Here is an 18,133-nt window from a genome sequence, read left to right as displayed (position 1 = left end):
CGTGTGAGAGGTTCACATGGGCGCGCTCTTTGCGTTTGTGGCTGTCGCCACGGTCGTGGCGGGGGTTCGTGACTTAACCTTCCCAACCCTCGAGCAGCGAGAGATAGGTGTCGATGGCGTGGGAGATTTCGCTTATGCGTATGTATTCGTCGGCAGAGTGGGAGCGGGCGGAGTCGCCGGGGCCCAACTTGAACGAGGGCCATGTCATGAGCGCCTGGTCGCTCAGCGTGGGCGAGCCAAAGGGCGTCATTCCCAATGACAGACACCGTCTTACCAATGGATGCTGGGCATCGATATGCGACGAGCAGAGGTGGAAGGAGCGCGCCTTGACATCGCTCTTGACGTGGCGGCTCACGATGTCATACACCTCGCGGTTGGTATAATGCTCATTGGTACGTATGTCAACCACCATGCGGCACTCGTCGGGTATCACGTTGTGCTGGGTGCCCGCGTTTATCACCGTCACCTTCATCGTGGTGGGCCCCAAGAGACTGCTGTCGCGCTCAAACCTGTAGTCGCGCATCCACAGCAGGTCGTCCATCGCCTTGTAGATGGCGTTCACGCCCTCGTTGCGCGCGGCGTGTCCGCTGCGGCCGTGGGCGGTGATGTCGAGCACCATCAGTCCCTTCTCGGCTATGGCGGGCTGCATGGCGGTGGGCTCGCCCACTATCGCCACATCTATCCTGGGTAGCAGAGGCAGCACGCGGCGTATGCCGTCGACGCCCGAGACCTCCTCCTCTGCCGAGGCGAGGTATATCAGATTGTATGGACGTGGTCTGTCTTTGAGCGCGCGATACACTTGCAGCAGCGCAGTGAGTCCTCCGCCGCAGTCATTGCTGCCCAGACCGTAGAGCGTGTCACCCTCGAGCGTGGGGGAGTAGGGGTTGCGCGTCCAGCTCTCCACGGGCTTGACGGTGTCGATATGGGCGTTGAGCAGCAGGGTGGTGCGCCGCTCGTCATACTGCGGGTCGGTGGTCCAGAGGTTGTTGCCCTCGCGCGTATATTCAATTCCGCATCTCCGCAGTTCTGCCTCCATGACATCTGCCGCCCCGCCCTCGTCGCGGCTCACAGACGGAGTGGCTATCAGGCGCATGAGCAGCGCCACCGCGTCATCAGTATATTCTTTTGTGGTCATCGTAATTGTGCGTTTGTTGGTAGAAACGACCGAATTATGCAAGGATAATTCCGTCTCTATTCACATTCTCGTAGAAAGGGGAGAACTGGTAGGTTTCCCATTCCTTCTTGGTGTAGAGGATGGGGTTGATTTCGGCGCCGAGGTTGCAGCCCAGCATGACGAAGGGATAACTCACGTTGTCGTAGTCGTTCTGGGTGAGCGTGTCCTTGTTCAACAGGATAAGGATGTCCCAGTCGGAGTCGCTGCGGGCATCGCCACGAGCCCGCGAGCCATACAGTATCGCTTCGCTGCCGTCGGGGACAGTGCTCCGGGCGATATCCTTGATTTTGTCAATTATCAATTCGTCTGCTTTCATAATCTTGGCGTGTTTCGTGGGTGTAGATGGTGCAACTCTGCATCATGAAACTTGCTTCAAATGCCGAGGCACCGTCCATCCTGGGCAAAGTTAAGCAAAAAATCATTGATATTGGTGCTGTAACTCATGTTTTTTTGCTTTTCGGCACATATATCTGCGATGGGTGGTGTGTCGCGCTGCCTTCATAGTGGTGCCCGGGAGTGTGTGCGAGGGCTTCGGAAATGGGGTGGGGCGTGGCGCCAACTTGTCCGAGTGCCTATTCATCTATAATTCGTGGCTTGAAATAATGGGCTCAAAGTCTGAAATGATAAAATCGCGGTTTGCAATCGTCATTTCGTGACTTGAAATGTTTTTGTTTGGCATCTGCATCAACTTAAACATAACGACGGCTCTTCCGTAGAAATCGAAAAAGCTCATGTTTTTTCTTTGTATTGTCTTCGGTTTGCACTACTTTACGCCTAAAGGCGTGAAGGTAGGCTGCACCTCAAGATTAAAAATAAATGAATTTATTTTGTAATCTCTTCGGTTTGCACTACCTTTACGGCGAAGCCGTCAAGATAGGCTTCACCTCGGAAATAAAAATAAATAGATTTATTTTGTATTTCGCTCGGTTTGCACTACCTTTGGATAAGGTAGGCTGCACCTCAACAATCCAAATCGAAAAAACCTACGTTTTTTCTTTGTATTGTCTTCGGTTTGCACTACTTTACGCCTAAGGGCGTGAAGGTAGGCTTCACCTCGGAAATAAAAATAAATAGATTTATTTTGTATTTCGCTCGGTTTGCACTACCTTTGCATAAACTAAATATTATTGCTTATGCAAATCAATAGTCATCTTTCGGTGATCATTCACGACCTTGCCAAGAAGTACGGAGAGCGAACGGCACTTACTTTTCAGAGATTTGGAGAAAAGAAATGGCGCTCAGTATCTTGGCAGCATTTCTCTCTTCGTGTAAAGGAGGTAAGTAACGCGCTGCTTAATCTCGGCGTGAAACCTCAGGAAAATATAGGCGTTTTCTCACAGAACTGTGTGCAGTACCTCTACACCGACTTCGGTGCCTATGGCGTGCGCGCCGTTACCGTGCCTTTCTACGCCACCAATAGCGAGCAGCAGATACTCTATGTGCTCAACGATGCCAAGGTGCGCTTCCTCTTCGTAGGCGAGCAGGACCAGTATGACAAGGCGTTGCGCATCTTCCACCTCTGCCCCACGCTCGAGCGCATCATCGTCTATGATGACAGCGTGAATATCGATACCCACGACTCCAATGCCCTTTACTTCAGCGATTTCATCAAGTTGGGCAAGGGGCTGCCCCGCCAGTCTGAACTTGAGACGCGCTGGAAGGAAGCCAACTACACCGACCTCTGCAACATCCTCTACACCAGTGGTACCACCGGCGAGAGCAAGGGCGTGATGCTCACCTACGGGCAGTATCATGCGGCTCTTCACGCCAACTATGAGTTTGTTGATGTCTCTGAAAACGACCGCGTCATCGACTTCCTGCCCTTCACCCACATCTTCGAGAGAGGTTGGGCTTACCTCTGCCTGTCGGTTGGCGCCCAGTTGATTATCAACACCTATCCCCAGCAGATACAGCAGGCTATGCGCGAGACCCACCCCACGTGTATGTCATCGGTTCCGCGCTTCTGGGAGAAGGTCTACATCGCTGTCAAAGACCGTATGGACAATGCTGGCGCCCTGCAGCAGCGTCTTTTCCACCGTGCCCTCCATGTGGGTCACAAGTACAATGTAGACTGTCTGGCCCGCGGCCGTCGCCCGTCGCTTGCCCTCGCTGCCGAATACAAGATTTATGACCGTACCGTGCTTGCCCTCGTGCGCAAGCAGTTGGGTCTCGACCACCCCAATATCTTCCCCACTGCCGGCGCCGCTGTGTCGCCCCAAGTCGAAGAATTTGTCCATTCCATCGGTATCAACATGGTCGTGGGCTACGGTCTCACCGAAAGCCTTGCCACTGTCTCTTGCGACCACAAGGGCAAACCGTTCACCATCGGTTCGGTGGGTCGTCCGCTCTCTGGCATCGAGGTCAAGATTGGCGACAACGACGAGGTGCTGCTCAAGGGCCCGACCATCACGCCGGGTTATTACAAGCGCGACCAGGTCAACGCCGAAGCCTTCACTGCCGACGGTTTCTTCCGCACGGGTGACGCCGGCTACATCAACGACCAGGGCGAGCTCTTCCTCAAGGAGCGTATCAAGGACCTCTTCAAGACATCCAACGGCAAGTATATCGCGCCCCAGATGATAGAGTCCATGCTGCTCGTCGACAAGTATGTAGACCAGGTTGCCATCATCGCCGACCAGCGCAAGTTTGTCGCCGCCCTCATCGTGCCCGACTTCCGTCTGCTCGAAGCCTACGCCCGTGACAACCACATCGAGTTTGGCTCGCGCGAAGAGCTCTGTGCCGACAAGCGCATCCACGACATGATGACCGAGCGCATCGACACCCTCCAGCAGACGCTGGCCCACTATGAGAAAATCAAGCGGTTTACCCTCCTGCCCCATGGCTTCACCATGGAGAATGGAGAGCTGACCAGCACCCTCAAATTGAAACGAGCTGTCGTCTACAAGAACTACAAGGAGACGATAGACAAGATGTACGAAGAATAAATGATAACAAGTGATCAGTTGAAAGACGTTCTGGAGCGCACCGATGCGTTGGCGCGCTACCTGAACATCGACCAAAAGAAGGTGGAGTTTGAAGAAGAACAGCTCCGCACACAGGCGCCTGACTTCTGGGAAGACCCCAAGCGCGCACAGGAACAGATGAAGAAGGTCAAGGGCATTGAGCGTTGGCTCAAGGACTACAAGGCGGCACGCGAATATGCCGACGAGTTGCAGCTGGCCTTCGATTTCTATCACGACGATATGGTGACCGAGGACGAAGTCGACGCCGACTACGCCAAAGCCATCAAAGCCATCGAGGAACTTGAACTCAAGAACATGCTGAGACAGAAGGAAGACCCGATGGACTGCGTCATGAAAATCAATTCGGGCGCTGGCGGTACCGAGAGCCAGGACTGGGCGTCGATGCTTATGCGTATGTATATGCGTTGGGCAGAGTCACACGGCTACAAAGTGCGTGTGGCAGACCTGCAGGAAGGCGATGAAGCCGGCATCAAGAGCGTCACTATGGAGATAGAAGGCGGTGAGTATGCCTATGGCTACCTGAAGAGCGAGAACGGCGTGCATCGCCTCGTGCGCGTATCGCCTTTCAATGCCCAGGGCAAGCGTATGACCAGTTTTGCCAGCGTCTTCGTCTCGCCCCTCGTCGACGATACCATCGAGGTGGTGGTCGAGCCTGCCCGCCTCTCTTGGGATACCTTCCGCTCCAGTGGTGCCGGAGGTCAGAACGTGAACAAGGTAGAGTCGGGAGTGCGCCTCCGCTATCAGTATGAAGACCCCGACACTGGCGAGAAAGAAGAAATTCTCATCGAGAATACCGAGACGCGCGACCAGCCCAAGAACCGCGAGAACGCCTTGCGTCTGCTCAAGTCGCAGCTCTATGACCGCGCCATGAAGAAGCGTCTCGAGGCCAAGGCCAAGATTGAAGCCGGCAAGAAAAAGATAGAGTGGGGAAGCCAGATACGCAGCTATGTCTTCGATGACCGTCGCGTCAAGGACCACCGCACCAACTACCAGACCGGTGATGTCGACGGTGTGATGGACGGCAAAATCGACGACTTCATCAAGGCTTATCTCATGGAGTTCCCTGTCACCGACGATGAAGATTGAGCCCCTAAAAGGAACATCGATATATTAACCTAAAAACATAACAACTATGAGCGAAAAAAGTAAGATGCGCCGCGCCAAGAAGGCAGCCATGCAGGAGAAGGAAGGCAAGAACGTGATGAAGTGGTTGATAGTAACCATGGTAGTATTGACTCTTGCCGTGATAGGTTACGCTATGGTATTGATGCAATGAGCGGTGTAGAAATAGAACGTAAGTTTCTGGTCAGGAAAGGCGATGCGTACAAGCGTGTTGCCTTTTCTTGTACCCACATCCAGCAAGGCTATATCCCTGCCGAGGGTGCCACGGTGCGTGTCCGCGTACGCGACGACCATGCCTACCTCACCATCAAGAACCGTTCGCAGGACGGCGGACTCAGCCGTTATGAGTTTGAGAAGGAGATAACCCTCGACGAGGCGAGCCACCTCCTGCGTCTCTGCCGGGGTGGAGTCATCGACAAGAACCGTTATCTCGTGCGCAGCGCCGATGGCCGCCACGTGTGGGAAGTGGACGAGTTTTTCGGCGACAATGCCGGTCTTGTCATGGCAGAGATAGAGTTGGCTTCGGTGGACGAACCCTTTGAAAAGCCCGATTTCATCGCTGTCGAGGTTACCGGCGACCGCCGTTTCTACAACTCTAATCTTCTGCGCGCCCCTTACGCCACCTGGCGTGACACGCTACCAGAAGCATACCGATAGGTTGGCCGATGAGCACGCCCAGGCTGTCGGCAGCCAAGTCCAGCCACTCCCCGCTGCGCGTGCCGCCGGTGCAGTAGGCCTGGACCAGCTCTATCACCCCGCCCATCACGATGGGCAGCAGCAGGGCGTAGACCACCATCCCCCGGCGGTCGGAGGTGAGGCGCAGCCGGGCGCGGTCTGTCCATATCATGGCACACAGTCCGCCATACATCACCAGATGCGTCCACTTGTCTATCATGCTTACCTCAGACAGCGGCGTCTCGGGAATGGGGATGATACACAGTATCCATATCACGATGATACACAGTGTCGAGAAGGGATAGTCTCGACACAATTTCCATATACTTTTCATTTTTCTCTTCGATTTGCTGACAAAAGTAAATAAAATTCATTACTTTTGTATCAACCACGACGATTATTAGTACGTACGACATAAAAATAGTAGTTATTTGAGGGAAAATGATGGAAAAAAGAGGTAATTTCGGAACCGAACTGGGAATGATACTTGCCACCGCCGGCGGTGCCGTCGGACTGGGCAATGTGTGGCGATTTCCCTATATGACGGGCGAGAATGGCGGCGCAGCCTTCATTCTGGTCTATATCTGCTGTGTGCTTATGCTGGGCATCCCCTGTATGCTCTCCGAGTTTATCATCGGCCGTCACGGTGCGTCCAACACCTACCGCGCCTACTCCCTGCTCTCCGGCGGCAACGCCTGGAAGTATGTGGGTCTCTTGGGTGTCGCCACCGGTTTTCTCATCATGGGCTATTATGCCGTGGTGTCTGGTTGGTGCCTGCAGTATGTCTATGCCTCGTTCTTCGGCGAGATCACCGGCAATGCCGACTTCGTCAACCACTATTTTGCCGAGTTCTCCTCCGACCCCTGGCGCCCCGTCATCTGGACGCTTGCTATCCTTGTCATCACCTGTCTTGTGATTGTCAATGGTGTGCGCAGCGGTATCGAGCGTACCTCCAAGATGCTCATGCCCACGCTCTTCATCCTGCTCCTTGTCATCGTCGTGGCGTCGTGCCTCCTGCCCGGTGGCGAGCGCGGCATGGAGTTCCTCTTCAAGCCCGACTTCACCAAGCTCGACAGCGACGCCTTCCTCGGCGCCCTCGGTCAGTCGTTCTACTCGCTCAGCATCGCCATGGGCTGCATCTGTACCTATGCCTCTTACTTCAAGCGTCAGACCAATCTGTTGAAGTCGGCCCTGCAGGTGTCACTGCTCGATACGCTGATAGCGGTGCTGGCAGGACTGATGATATTCCCTGCCGCCTTCTCCGTGGGAGTGAACCCCGGCAGCGGCCCCTCGCTCGTCTTTGTCACCCTGCCCAACGTGTTCAACCAGGCGTTTGCCGCCGTGCCCTTAGTGGGCATGCTCGTGTCGGTGTTCTTCTACGCCCTCCTGTCGCTGGCAGCCATCACGTCGCTCATGTCGCTCCACGAGGTGAGCACAGCCTTCCTCATCGAGGAACTGCATATCACGCGCCGCACGGCTGCCACCTTCGTCACCGCTGGCAGCCTGTTTATCGGCATCTTCTGTTCGCTCTCGTTCAGCGATATACCATGGCTGAGCTTCGGCGGGCGCACTCTCTTCGACTGGTTCGACTTTGTGACGGGTCAGATATTCCTCCCCGTGGGTGGCTTCCTCACCTGCCTGTTTATCGGGTGGGCAGTGCCGCGCAAGCTGGTGCGCGACGAGTTTACCAACTGGGGCACCGTGTCGTGCAGGGTCTTCGGCGTCTACCTGTTCTTTGTGCGCTATGTCTGTCCCACAGCCATCCTCGCCGTCTTCCTCCATCAGCTCGGCGTCTTCTGATGCCCCGGGCTGCCGAAGATAAACCACCTTACACCTTATTATATTATATATAGCGATGAAGTTGTCCCGCCCCTATTACCTCTGCAAGAGCGACCGCGTGGTTGTCCTCTTCCTGTTGGCAGTCCTTGCCTTCGGGGTGATAGGCTATCATCTCTTGTGGCCCAGTGCCGACACCACTCCCATCGCCGCTGCCGACAGCACCCGCAGCAAGCGTAGCGCCGTGGGCACAGACTCTCGGCGTGCTTATACCTATGCCACACCCTCGCGCCAGGTGGTCTACGCCCCCTTCGACCCCAATACCGCCGACAGCACCCAGCTGCTCAGCCTTGGTCTGCAGCCCTATCAGGTGCGCAACATCTATCACTACCGTGCCAAGGGTGGAGTCTACCGCCGTCCGTCCGACTTCGCGCGCCTCTACGGTCTCACCGCCAAGCAGTATCGCGAGCTCGAGCCTTATATACGCATCTCGGCAGACTATCTGCCGGCATCGGAGGTCTATGCCGTCCATGACGAGCGGCCCAAAGCCTCTTCCGACAGCCTGCGCTATCCTGTCAAATTGCGCAACTCCGAGCGCATCGCCCTCAACCTTGCCGATACCACGCTCCTGCGCCGTGTGCCTGGCATCGGTGCCTACTACGCCCGCCGCATTGTCGCTTACCGCCAGCGTCTGGGTGGCTATGCCCATGCCCGTCAGTTGCTCGAGATTGACGACTTCCCCGAGGAGGCTCTTCCTTTCTTCACCGTCGATGCCGGCGACATCCAGCGCCTCGATGTCAACCGTCTCTCGCTCTCCCAACTCAAGCGCCATCCTTACATCAACTATCTCCAGGCGCGCGCCATCTGCGACTATCGTCGGCTGAAGGGTCCCCTCGCCAGCCTCGACCAGCTGCGTCTGCTCTCTGCGTTCACCGCCGCCGACATCGAGCGTCTTCGTCCTTACGTGCGCTTCTAATCTCACGCTACCAGCCATCTTTTTTCTTCCAATCAGTAGTCTCTTTCCCACCAAAGCGACACCTAAATGTTAGGAAAGCGACACAAAAGTTACGCAAGGTTACACCCGCTTTGTGGCAAATATATTATTTTTGCCTTTGGATATCAAAGTGATAAACAAAAGCAACTTGCATCCACTATGACCGTCTCTTCGCTTCGCCGCATTGCTACTCGTGTGCAGCCCGTGTCAGACATCTCGTCATTCTGTTGGCTCTCGGCATTCGTTTCGCAGCCATGGTAGGTGCTATCGTTGCCCTTGGTGACCACTTGAATTTTGACAACATATTTTTGAATTGACTAATCTGCTAATAATATCTCTTTGAAATGTTTGATGATGTGCGGCTCCACAGTCAGGGCCGCACTTTCATTTTCCCCTGTTGGCTTCGGTGGGGGAAAGCCCCATCCCAGCCTTCCCCAAAGGGAAGGAGTCCTATCCCAACACGTTTGCCCGTGGTGGGTTGGTTAATTGTCCCTTTTGTGAAAGAGTAAAATATCAACTGCGAGTAACGCCTTCGGCTAATCGCAACTCTTACAGAGTAGCTATGATTAGTTTGGATGATACCCAGGGTAGCGTGCTTCGCCCGCAACCCTGGGCTGGGGAATCGCAACTCCTACAGAGTTGCCAAGGATAAGCCCCATCCCAACCTTCCCCAAGGGGAAGGAGCTCAGCGTCAACCATTTCAACCTTCTTCGAGGGGTTTGGGTTTAATAGGGGGGCATTCCATCCTTCACCAAGTGGAACAAGTTTAATACGGGCCACATCCCAGCCTTTCCTTAGGGAAAGGAGTTCTATCTTAATGCGTTAACCTGGGGTGCTTTGGCTTTCTCTCCCCTTGGGGAGAGTTAGAGAGGGGCTGCTGTCGTTCATTCCCTTTTGTTGAAAGCAGGAAGTACGCACCCTCGGCAACTCTGACAGAGTTGCGATTTCATAGCCCAGGGTTGAGGGGCGCAGCGCCTCTACCCTGGGTACATATATAATAAGGTATAGCAACTCTGTAGGTGTTGCGCTTAGCCTAAGGCGTTACCTGTAGTAGGTTTTTGTCCCCAGGATATTGGATATAATTTCATCTGCGAGTAATTAATAGGTTGCGGAGATGATACAAAAAGTTTTGCTCCTTTTCAGGGCTTCGCCCTATGCGTCTGCGTGTGGTGGCAGATATTCCCGAGAGCGGGCTCTCGGATATCCGCCACCACCCACCGCCGCGCCTGCCCGATGGCAGGCTGAAAAGGAACAAAATCAAAAAGCCGCCGTTGGCGGTAAAAAAAGCCCGGCTGTTCGCCGGAACAAAAAATGAATACATTATTTGCGCCATCTCATTCCATGGCGCGTATATAATTAGAGGCAGTGACATTTGCAATCCTCCCTCGCTTAGTTGAAATTCACTCTGCAGCGGAATCTAAGACTATGAAACAGATGTCACCAAAGTGCTCTTTGCCGACTTCTTCCCCTTTCAGGATTGCTGGCATTGAGATAATACCCTTTGATTCAAGAATGTCAAGCAAATCCCACATCACTTCGTGATAAAATATCACCTGACTCAACTGTTGTGAAGCAATATTGTGAGCCTTACCCCATGATATGCAATGCTTCTTGACAGCATGACTTAAATCTGTTGTTATATCCCGGCAAAGGAGATCGATTTTGTCATTGTTGTTCCGGTATATCACAGGAATAAGGATATTGCTATTTTCGTCGGTGAGACCCCAGCCTGCGACGGCATCAATGACTTCTTGTTTTTCGATACGCTTGCCGCTATTAGCCGCCACTTCACGTGCAAATGTCATAATCTTGGGCATACTCATCCAATAGCCCAGATTATCGGTCCAGTTCTGTTTTACAGGACCGTAGCCATTAGTCCCGATTTTATCATGGTTGCGGCTTTCAAACATAGCCCAATAGGCTCCCGACCATGTGCCATGATTTTCGCAGCTACGTGGCGATGACAGGAACTCGTCCTCCCAAATGTAATTATCCAGCAGATACGAAAATATAAGACTATAGGTCTGTTGGGAATATCTGGCCTCATCAAAAGCACCCACCAGCCGTCTGATTTTGGGCTCGATTTTCGGGAAAATGCTGTCGGCAAAATCTTTTGACTGTCGGCGGATTTGTTGTGTCTCACTTTTCCCGAAAATGTGCATTTTTGTAGTATAATGCTCGTTATTACACATCAACAAATCGCCAACTTCAAGCAATCTAAGTTGACTTCTGTTTTAAGGAATACCAAGTGAGTCCAATTTAGCGGCAGAACCAGACTGAACAAAGGCACAAAGAATATCCCAATTGTTATCTGTCAGATATTCGCTCGGATGAAAACTGTTGTAAGAGCAGAATGCTGAAAGGTCAAAAGACTTCAACGGTCGGCCAATAATTGTATCTTGTGTATTAGCCATTATATGCATTGGCAAAAATTCCATGCACAAAACCAATAAGAAGTTTTTCATAATGTTTGCATTTTTATTTTAACAATTTTCTATCATTGTCGCCGCTTTCCAGTACGCTCATCTGATGAATGGCTATTTGGTTCAGCTTCACAAGCCGCTCGCTCTGAGTCATGCCTTGTTCGATGAAAACCGCATTAAGGTTTTCCATATTTGACAGACAGATAAGTTCGTTGATTGTGGCGTAGTCGCGTATGTTTCCTTTGAGGTCGGGATTTGCCTCGCGCCATTGTTTTGCCGTAACACCGAACATTGCCACATTCAGCACATCGCCCTCATTGGCGTAGATGATGCTTGCCTGTGCCGGAGTAACCTCGGCAGGGATAAGGTTCTGCTTTATGGCATCGGTATGTATGCGGTAGTTGATTTTCGATAACTCACGTTTCGCCGACCAACCTAATAACCGCTGTTCCTCCGTTTTGAGCCGCTGAAATTCCTCGATAAGATAAAGTTTGAACGTCACACTTATTGCCGAACCAAATTCAAAAGCTATATCCTTATGAGCATAGGTACCTCCATAGCGACCTTTCTTTACTATTATTCCGATTGCGTTTGTGCGCTCTATCCATTCAGAAGCACTCAACACAAAGGACGGCAAACCTGCACTCATTCTAAAGTGGTCAAATTCGACCACTTTGAAATCAGGATTATGAATCATCTCCCAAGTACCAAGAAATTCAATAGTGTAGCGGTTTCGCAACCAGTTCTTGATTATATCGGCAGAACGGTTGTCGCCCTCTTTGGCAGTTGCCATATCTGTGAGGGAGATATAATCCTGTTCCTCTAACGAAGAGAACTGTGATAGGTGTATTTTGAACGATAATTTTAGACATTGTTTCAGATATGGCGTATATGCCAATACGCAAAGTTATATATTTTCGCTGATATACATCGCATTCTCTTGATTTTTTCTTTATTTTTAATTCAAAACCGTTCTTTCGTATTGTATGTCCTATATATATAATGAGGGTGTGGAGATGATACAAAAAGTTTTGTTCCTTTTCAGGGCTTCGCCCTATGCGTCTGCGTGTGGTTGCGGATATTCCCGAGAGCGGGCTCTCGGATATCTGCCACCACCCACCGCCGCGCCTGCCCGATGGCAGGCTGAAAAGGAACAAAATCAAAAAGCCGCCGTTGGCGGTAAAAAAAGCCCGGCTGTTCGCCGGAACAAAAAATGAATACATTATTTGCGCCATCTCATTCCATGGCGCGTATATAAATGGAGGCAGCGACATTTGCAATTTAATGGATAAACAATAAATGGCTTGCTGTGGGTAACAATTCGCACTAATAGCATGCGCATTTCCTGCCGCGAGTAACGCCTACGGCTAAGCGCAACTCTTACAGAGTAGCTATGATTAGTTTGGTTGATACCCAGGGTAGCGTGCTTCGCCCGCAACCCTGGGCTGGGGAATCGCAACTCCTACAGAGTTGCCGCTGCTTGTGGCCATCCCAAACACGAGTCCTATCCCAACTTTCTCCGCGTTGAAGGAGCTCTATTCCAATGCGTTAATCGGTGGTGGTTCGGTTAATTATCCTTTTGTGATAGGGCAAAATATCAACTGCGAGTAACGCCTTCGGCTAATCGCAACTCTTACAGAGTAGCTATGATTAGTTTGGTTGATACCCAGGGTAGCGTTCTTCGCCCGCAACCCTGGGCTGGGGAATCGCAACTCCTACAGAGTTGCCAAGGATAAGCCCCATCCCAATCTTCCCCAAGGGGAAGGAGCTCAGCGTCAACCATTTCAACCTTCTTCAAGTGGATTGAGTTTAATAGGGGGGCATTCCAACCTTCACCAAGTGGAACAGGTTTAATACGGGCAACATCCCAGCCTTGCCTTAGGGAAAGGAGTTCTATCTTAATGCGTTAATCTGGGGTGCTTTGGCTTTCTCTCCCCTTGGGGAGAGTTAGAGAGGGGCTTTTGGGAGCAGTCGAGGGGCCTCCTCCCAGATATTGTTTTTTTACCGGCGTAAGCTGTACTTTTTTTACGGCCGCAGGCCGCTTTTTGTTCCTTGGCGTCTTCTGATGTCATGCTGTGCATGACGGTGGTGATGGCGCTGGCGGCACGAAGGAAAATTGTTTTCCGGCTGACGGCTGCGTCTATCGCCACAAAGGCGGAGCCTTCAGAAGACGCCGAGGCTTTTTGTATTTATTTTTTATGGAGCAGTAAGTCTATATATATATAATAAGGTGTAGTGGTAAACATGAAGTAATAAAGTGTCAGCATCATCTGCCTGGTCCTTATTCCTTGTGTAAATAGCCCCTCTCTCATCCCCAAAGTGCTAATTTTGGCTAAAAATATCGGTGAAAATGGTGGAAAATTGATTTTTTTTGAAAAAAATCGCATTTTTGACTACCCCATTTAAGATATTTTTCGTCTTATTGATGTATATCAAATCGACAACGACGTGCAAGACGAACATTTTTACGACTTGATGGTAGGCTATTTCAGTGACAACCTCAGTACTGAGGAGGTCGCTGAACTCCTGTTGTGGCGCGATGCCAACGAAGCCAACTCCCGCCTGTTCAGACAGCTTCACACTATGTGGATGTCCATTCCCAATATGGAGCAGCTGGCTAAATATGACAAAGTGCTTGCCTACAAAAAGTTTATGGAGTGCGTGCATGCTCATCAGTGTCAGCGTCGCCATCGCCGCGTGATGTATATGATGCGCTACGCTGCCATCCTTCTTGTCACCGTGGGTGTCTTCTCCTACCTCTTTTATATAAAGGGACAGGATATGGTAGAGTCTCGCTTCGCCGACATCAGCGTCGAAGCCCCCTTAGGTTCCACAACCCGTATGACCCTCCCCGATGGCACACAGGTTTGGCTCAATGCCGGCTCACGCATCACCTACTCTCAGGGTTTCGGTGTTCGCGAACGCAATGTGAAGCTCGTGGGTGAAGGCTACTTCGAAGTTGCCCATAACGAGAAACTCCCCTTCCATGTCAACTCCAGCGCTCTCAAGCTGCGCGTGCTCGGTACCAAGTTTGACTTCCGCGACTACCCCGACGACCCTAATGCTATGGTCACTCTCGTCGAAGGTCGCGTAGCCTTAGGCAGCCATGCCGACTCTGCCAACCGTGAATACCAGTTGCAACCCAACGAGTGTGCCGTCTTTGAGAAAGGCTCCAAGAACATGACCATCCAGTCTTCCGTCGCCCAAGCGTCACGTCAGTGGACCCAGGGAGTACTGATGTTTCATGACACCACCCTGCGCGAGATAGCCCTTACGCTCTCTCGCAGTTACCACCAGCGCATCGTGATTGCCGACAGGCAGCTCGCCACTCTCAACTTCTATGCTACCTTTAACCGCGACGAGCAGACGCTCACTCAGATTCTCGACGCCCTCTCTGCTACCGGGCGCATCAGATACAAACTGCAAGGAAAGACTTACATAATATACTAAGGGCACTCCCCGACTTTATAACTTACTTTTACAACTTTAACCTCAGACACCCAACAAAAACAAAACAGAAAAGAACCTTATCACGAGCCCCACGGTCATAAAGACTGTGCCTGGGCTCACCCTGATGGCGGCCAGGGAACAAGCCCCACCAACGTAAACAATAACCTACGAATAAGAGTTAATAAATATAATTATCTAATTTAGTACAGTAATGAATATCAGAAAAAAAGGCCTCTTGGTAGGCGCGTTTCTGTTGTGCATGAACCTCAGTGCCCTCGCACAGAGCTTGCAGATGCAGCTCAAGGGAGTCACTGTAGAGAAGGCAATGACAGAATTGAGACAAAAGAGTGGATATTCGTTCGTGTTTGAGTCAGCTGACGTGAATACCGCCAAGGTAGTCAGTGTTAACGCGAAGGATGTCAAGCAGGCTGTGGAGCAGATCCTCCGTGGTCAGAGTGTTTCTTACGAGATTAAGGGTAAGAACATCGTCGTTTCAAAGAAGCAGGGTAAGACCGTGGCTACCGCCAAGGCCAACAATCCCAAGAAAAAGGTAACCGGTACTATCACCGACGAGAACGGTGAGCCCATCATCGGTGCCACCATCAAGGAGAAGGGCACTCAGAATGCCGTAATCTCTGATGTAGACGGTAACTTCGTGCTCAACACCACCGAAGGCGCAGAGCTCGAGATTACCTACATCGGCTATGCCGACCAGACTCTCAAGGTAACTGGCAAGGACAAGTACAGCGTGTCTATGTCTTCAGGTACCAAGGAGCTCAACGAAGTTGTGGTTACCGCCCTCGGTATCAAGCGTGCTGAGAAGGCTCTGAGCTACAACGTACAGCAGGTGAGCGGTGAAGATCTCCTCACCAACAAGGATGCCAACTTCATCAACTCCCTCAACGGTAAGGTTGCCGGTGTGAACATCAACGCCAGCTCTGCCGGTGCAGGTAGTGCCTCTAAGGTTGTGATGCGTGGTACACGTTCAATCGAGCAGTCAAGCAACGTGCTCTATGTGATTGACGGTATTCCAATGTTCAACCTCGGCTCCGACGGTGACTCTGGTTTCGGTTCTAACGGTACTACCGAGGCTATCGCCGACATCAACCCCGAGGATATCGAGTCTATGTCAGTGCTTACCGGTGCTGCCGCTGCCGCTCTTTACGGTAACCGCGCTTCTAACGGTGCCATCGTTATCACCACCAAGAAGGGTAAGGAAGGCAAGACCGAGGTCACTGTAAGCCAGACCACTGAGTTCTCTTCAGTTTTCCGTACTCCCGACTTCCAGAACGCTTACGGTACAGGCAGCACACTGCGCGACGCTGGTGGTGAGTCTTACAGCTGGGGTGCCAAGCTCAACGAGACCAACTATCGTGGCTATGACCCTGTAGACAACTACTTCAAGACAGGTGTCGTTACTACCGAGGCTTTCACCCTCTCTACCGGTACTGAGAAGAACCAGACCTATGTTTCTGCCAGTGCCCTCAACTCAGGTGGTGTAATCCCCAACAACGAGTACAACCGTTACAACTTCACCATCCGCAACACAGCCAAGATGCTCAACGACAAGCTGACTGTTGACGCCGGTGCAAGCTACATTATCCAGGATGACCGCAACATGACCAACCAGGGTGTATATGGTAACCCACTGGTAACCGCATACCTCTACCCCCGCGGCAACTCTATCGATGACCTCAAGATGTTTGAGCGTTGGGATACACAGCGTAACCTCTACGTTCAGAACTGGAACGACCTCGCAAGTGAGTTCGTAGGTCAGAACCCCTACTGGATCAACTACCGCAACGTACGTACCAACCGCAAGTATCGCTATATGCTCAACCTCGGCGCCAGCTATAAGCTCACCGACTATCTGAGCCTTGCTGCACGTATCCGCGTAGACAACGCCACCAATACCTTCGAGAAGAAGTACTATGCTTCTACCAACAAGACTCTCGCTGGTGAGAATGGTCAGTACGCTCTCGTGAAGACCGATGACAAGCAGACTTACGGCGATGTAATGATGACTTTTGACAAGCGTTTCTTCCAGGACCGACTCTCTGTCAATGCCAACCTCGGTGCAATCATCTCTGATGTTAAGCAGGGTGTTACTGGTATCGATGGTCCTATCAATGACAACCTCATTCCTAACGTATTCAACGAGTACCAGATTGACCCCAACCGCGAGAAGCGTCAGCCCGGTGGCTACCACGACCAGACCAAGTCTGTCTTCATGAGCGCTGAAATCGGATGGAACAGTCAGTACTACCTGACTCTTACCGGCCGTAACGACTGGCCCTCTATGCTCGCTGGTCCCAAGTCTAACAAGTCTTCATTCTTCTATCCCTCTATCGGTGCATCATGGATTGTATCACAGACATTCCAGTTGCCCAAGCAGATTGACTTCTTGAAGGTTCGCGGTTCATTCGCTTCTGTAGGTATTCCTTTCCCACGTTGGTACGCCAACCCTGTATATGAGTGGGATGAGGCCAACCGTCAGTGGAAGAGCCAGACCATTTATCCTATGTACAACCTGAAGCCTGAGACCACAGACTCTTGGGAGTTCGGTTTGCAGACCCGTCTGTTCAAGCACTTCAGCCTTGACCTGACACTCTACTGGACCAAGACTTACAACCAGACCTTCAACCCCGACATATCAGTATCTTCTGGTTATAGCACCATGTACATCCAGACCGGTAGCGTAAGCAATAACGGTATCGAGTTGGCTCTGGGCTATGACAACAGCTGGGGCAACTTCAAGTGGTCTTCTAACTACACATTCTCTGCCAACAAGAACAAGATCAACGAGCTCGTAAAGAACTACGTTCACCCTGAGACCGGCGCCATCATCAACAAGGACCGTCTGGACCTCAACGGTATGGGTTCTGCTCACTTCCTGCTCAAGGAAGGTGGTACGCTGGGTGACCTCTACTCTCTCACCGACGTAGTACGCGACAGCGAAGGCCGTGTATATGTTGACGAGAACGGTAAGGTGTACAAGGACACCAACGTAGGTGACATCAAGCTGGGTTCCGTATTCCCCAAGTGTAACATGGCTTGGCGCAACGACTTCAGCTACAAGGGCATCAACTTCGGTTTCATGTTTGCTGCACGCTTTGGCGGTATCGTTTACTCAGCTACACAGGCTGCCCTCGACGCTTACGGTGTGTCTAAGAACACTGCCGACGCCCGCGACCTGGGTTATGTACTCGTAAACGGTGAAGACCGCGTGAATCCTGAGACATGGTACACCACTATCGGTGCTGCCGACGGTATTCCCCAGTACTATACCTACAGCGCTACCAACATTCGTCTGCAGGAGGCAAGCCTTGGTTATACCTTCAAGAAGAACGTATTCTTCGGTATCGGTGACCTGAGCCTCTCTCTCGTTGGTCGCAACCTGCTGATGCTTTACTGCAAGGCACCTTTCGATCCTGAGACCACAGCTACCACCGGTAACTACTATCAGGGTATTGACAAATTCATGACACCAAGCACACGCAACCTTGGTTTCAACATCAAACTCAAATTCTAAGAG

Annotated in this window: 14 protein-coding genes and 1 pseudogene; 9 read left to right on the top strand and 6 right to left on the bottom strand. The window is 51.8% G+C overall.

Features of this window, described 5'->3' with window-relative positions:
• Positions 1 to 73: 73 nt before the first annotated feature.
• Both CIK92_RS01335 and CIK92_RS01330 read right to left on the bottom strand, forming a co-directional pair.
• A complete protein-coding gene (locus CIK92_RS01335) occupies positions 74 to 1,135 on the bottom strand; it encodes a M20 family metallo-hydrolase (protein ID WP_094387266.1) in 1,062 nt (353 codons plus the stop codon).
• 34 nt (positions 1,136 to 1,169) lie between these two features.
• Entirely contained in the window at positions 1,170 to 1,490 is a 321-nt protein-coding gene (locus tag CIK92_RS01330) for a nucleotidyltransferase domain-containing protein (protein ID WP_094387897.1), read from the bottom strand.
• Between the two features lie 817 nt (positions 1,491 to 2,307).
• On the opposite strand from CIK92_RS01330, the gene CIK92_RS01325 reads away from it, so the two are divergent.
• From CIK92_RS01325 to CIK92_RS01315, 4 genes are read left to right on the top strand one after another with little or no spacing between them, the layout of a single operon-like run.
• Entirely contained in the window at positions 2,308 to 4,119 is a 1,812-nt protein-coding gene (locus CIK92_RS01325) for a long-chain fatty acid--CoA ligase (RefSeq protein ID WP_094387896.1), read from the top strand.
• Entirely contained in the window at positions 4,120 to 5,244 is a 1,125-nt protein-coding gene (gene prfB / locus CIK92_RS01320; RefSeq protein ID WP_094387264.1) for a peptide chain release factor 2, read from the top strand.
• Positions 5,245 to 5,290: 46 nt separating this feature from the next.
• Positions 5,291 to 5,434, top strand: a complete 144-nt coding sequence (locus CIK92_RS13890) for a hypothetical protein (RefSeq protein ID WP_022310688.1) — start codon at positions 5,291 to 5,293, stop codon at positions 5,432 to 5,434.
• Positions 5,431 to 5,937 (top strand): CYTH domain-containing protein, encoded by a 507-nt coding sequence (locus tag CIK92_RS01315; protein ID WP_094387895.1) that lies wholly within the window; start codon positions 5,431 to 5,433, stop codon positions 5,935 to 5,937. The genes CIK92_RS13890 and CIK92_RS01315 overlap by 4 nt, the downstream gene beginning before the upstream one ends.
• Here CIK92_RS01315 and CIK92_RS01310 read toward each other — a convergent pair.
• Positions 5,876 to 6,289, bottom strand: coding sequence for a VanZ family protein (locus CIK92_RS01310; protein WP_094387894.1), 414 nt, complete (start codon positions 6,287 to 6,289; stop codon positions 5,876 to 5,878). The genes CIK92_RS01315 and CIK92_RS01310 overlap by 62 nt on opposite strands.
• Positions 6,290 to 6,396: 107 nt before the next feature.
• Here CIK92_RS01310 and CIK92_RS01305 point away from each other — a divergent pair, with 107 nt between their 5' ends.
• On the top strand, positions 6,397 to 7,755 hold the full coding sequence (locus CIK92_RS01305) for a sodium-dependent transporter (protein WP_094387893.1): 1,359 nt from the start codon (positions 6,397 to 6,399) through the stop codon (positions 7,753 to 7,755).
• 55 nt (positions 7,756 to 7,810) lie between these two features.
• Positions 7,811 to 8,707, top strand: coding sequence for a helix-hairpin-helix domain-containing protein (locus CIK92_RS01300; RefSeq protein WP_094387892.1), 897 nt, complete (start codon positions 7,811 to 7,813; stop codon positions 8,705 to 8,707).
• Positions 8,708 to 10,125: 1,418 nt separating this feature from the next.
• Here CIK92_RS01300 and CIK92_RS01290 read toward each other — a convergent pair.
• The 3 genes and pseudogenes from CIK92_RS01290 to CIK92_RS01285 all read right to left on the bottom strand — a co-directional run bounded on the left by CIK92_RS01290 (position 10,126) and on the right by CIK92_RS01285 (position 12,020).
• Complete coding sequence (locus tag CIK92_RS01290) at positions 10,126 to 10,887, bottom strand: hypothetical protein (protein ID WP_094387890.1); 762 nt, start codon at positions 10,885 to 10,887, stop codon at positions 10,126 to 10,128.
• A 72-nt stretch (positions 10,888 to 10,959) separates the two neighbouring features.
• Positions 10,960 to 11,190: a hypothetical protein gene (locus tag CIK92_RS13250; RefSeq protein ID WP_144289289.1), complete on the bottom strand. Its 231-nt coding sequence runs from the start codon at positions 11,188 to 11,190 to the stop codon at positions 10,960 to 10,962.
• Positions 11,191 to 11,203: 13 nt separating this feature from the next.
• Positions 11,204 to 12,020: pseudogene (locus tag CIK92_RS01285) on the bottom strand (KilA-N domain-containing protein).
• Between the two features lie 184 nt (positions 12,021 to 12,204).
• Here CIK92_RS01285 and CIK92_RS13885 point away from each other — a divergent pair.
• The 3 genes from CIK92_RS13885 to CIK92_RS01275 all read left to right on the top strand — a co-directional run bounded on the left by CIK92_RS13885 (position 12,205) and on the right by CIK92_RS01275 (position 18,130).
• Entirely contained in the window at positions 12,205 to 12,447 is a 243-nt protein-coding gene (locus CIK92_RS13885; RefSeq protein WP_173823787.1) for a hypothetical protein, read from the top strand.
• Positions 12,448 to 13,596: 1,149 nt separating this feature from the next.
• A complete protein-coding gene (locus tag CIK92_RS01280) occupies positions 13,597 to 14,598 on the top strand; it encodes a FecR family protein (RefSeq protein WP_144007664.1) in 1,002 nt (333 codons plus the stop codon).
• A gap of 211 nt (positions 14,599 to 14,809) precedes the next feature.
• Positions 14,810 to 18,130: a SusC/RagA family TonB-linked outer membrane protein gene (locus tag CIK92_RS01275; protein WP_022309604.1), complete on the top strand. Its 3,321-nt coding sequence runs from the start codon at positions 14,810 to 14,812 to the stop codon at positions 18,128 to 18,130.
• The last annotated feature ends 3 nt before the right edge of the window (positions 18,131 to 18,133 follow it).

The sequence above is a fragment of the Prevotella sp. P4-67 genome (assembly GCF_002251325.1).
In the GTDB taxonomy this organism is placed as follows: Bacteria; Bacteroidota; Bacteroidia; order Bacteroidales; family Bacteroidaceae; genus Prevotella.
The sequence above is the reverse complement of the archived record's forward strand: the minus strand, read 5'-3'. Positions and strand labels throughout refer to the sequence as shown.

Bases quoted from the DNA above. Each gene is read 5' to 3' on its own strand.
- CIK92_RS01335 (WP_094387266.1), bottom strand. From the start codon at position 1,135: ATGACCACAAAAGAATATACTGATGACGCGGTGGCGCTGCTCATGCGC.
- CIK92_RS01330 (WP_094387897.1), bottom strand. From the start codon at position 1,490: ATGAAAGCAGACGAATTGATAATTGACAAAATCAAGGATATCGCCCGG.
- CIK92_RS01325 (WP_094387896.1), top strand. From the start codon at position 2,308: ATGCAAATCAATAGTCATCTTTCGGTGATCATTCACGACCTTGCCAAG.
- prfB (WP_094387264.1), top strand. From the start codon at position 4,120: ATGATAACAAGTGATCAGTTGAAAGACGTTCTGGAGCGCACCGATGCG.
- CIK92_RS13890 (WP_022310688.1), top strand. From the start codon at position 5,291: ATGAGCGAAAAAAGTAAGATGCGCCGCGCCAAGAAGGCAGCCATGCAG.
- CIK92_RS01315 (WP_094387895.1), top strand. From the start codon at position 5,431: ATGAGCGGTGTAGAAATAGAACGTAAGTTTCTGGTCAGGAAAGGCGAT.
- CIK92_RS01310 (WP_094387894.1), bottom strand. From the start codon at position 6,289: ATGAAAAGTATATGGAAATTGTGTCGAGACTATCCCTTCTCGACACTG.
- CIK92_RS01305 (WP_094387893.1), top strand. From the start codon at position 6,397: ATGATGGAAAAAAGAGGTAATTTCGGAACCGAACTGGGAATGATACTT.
- CIK92_RS01300 (WP_094387892.1), top strand. From the start codon at position 7,811: ATGAAGTTGTCCCGCCCCTATTACCTCTGCAAGAGCGACCGCGTGGTT.
- CIK92_RS01290 (WP_094387890.1), bottom strand. From the start codon at position 10,887: ATGCACATTTTCGGGAAAAGTGAGACACAACAAATCCGCCGACAGTCA.
- CIK92_RS13250 (WP_144289289.1), bottom strand. From the start codon at position 11,190: ATGAAAAACTTCTTATTGGTTTTGTGCATGGAATTTTTGCCAATGCAT.
- CIK92_RS13885 (WP_173823787.1), top strand. From the start codon at position 12,205: ATGCGTCTGCGTGTGGTTGCGGATATTCCCGAGAGCGGGCTCTCGGAT.
- CIK92_RS01275 (WP_022309604.1), top strand. From the start codon at position 14,810: ATGAATATCAGAAAAAAAGGCCTCTTGGTAGGCGCGTTTCTGTTGTGC.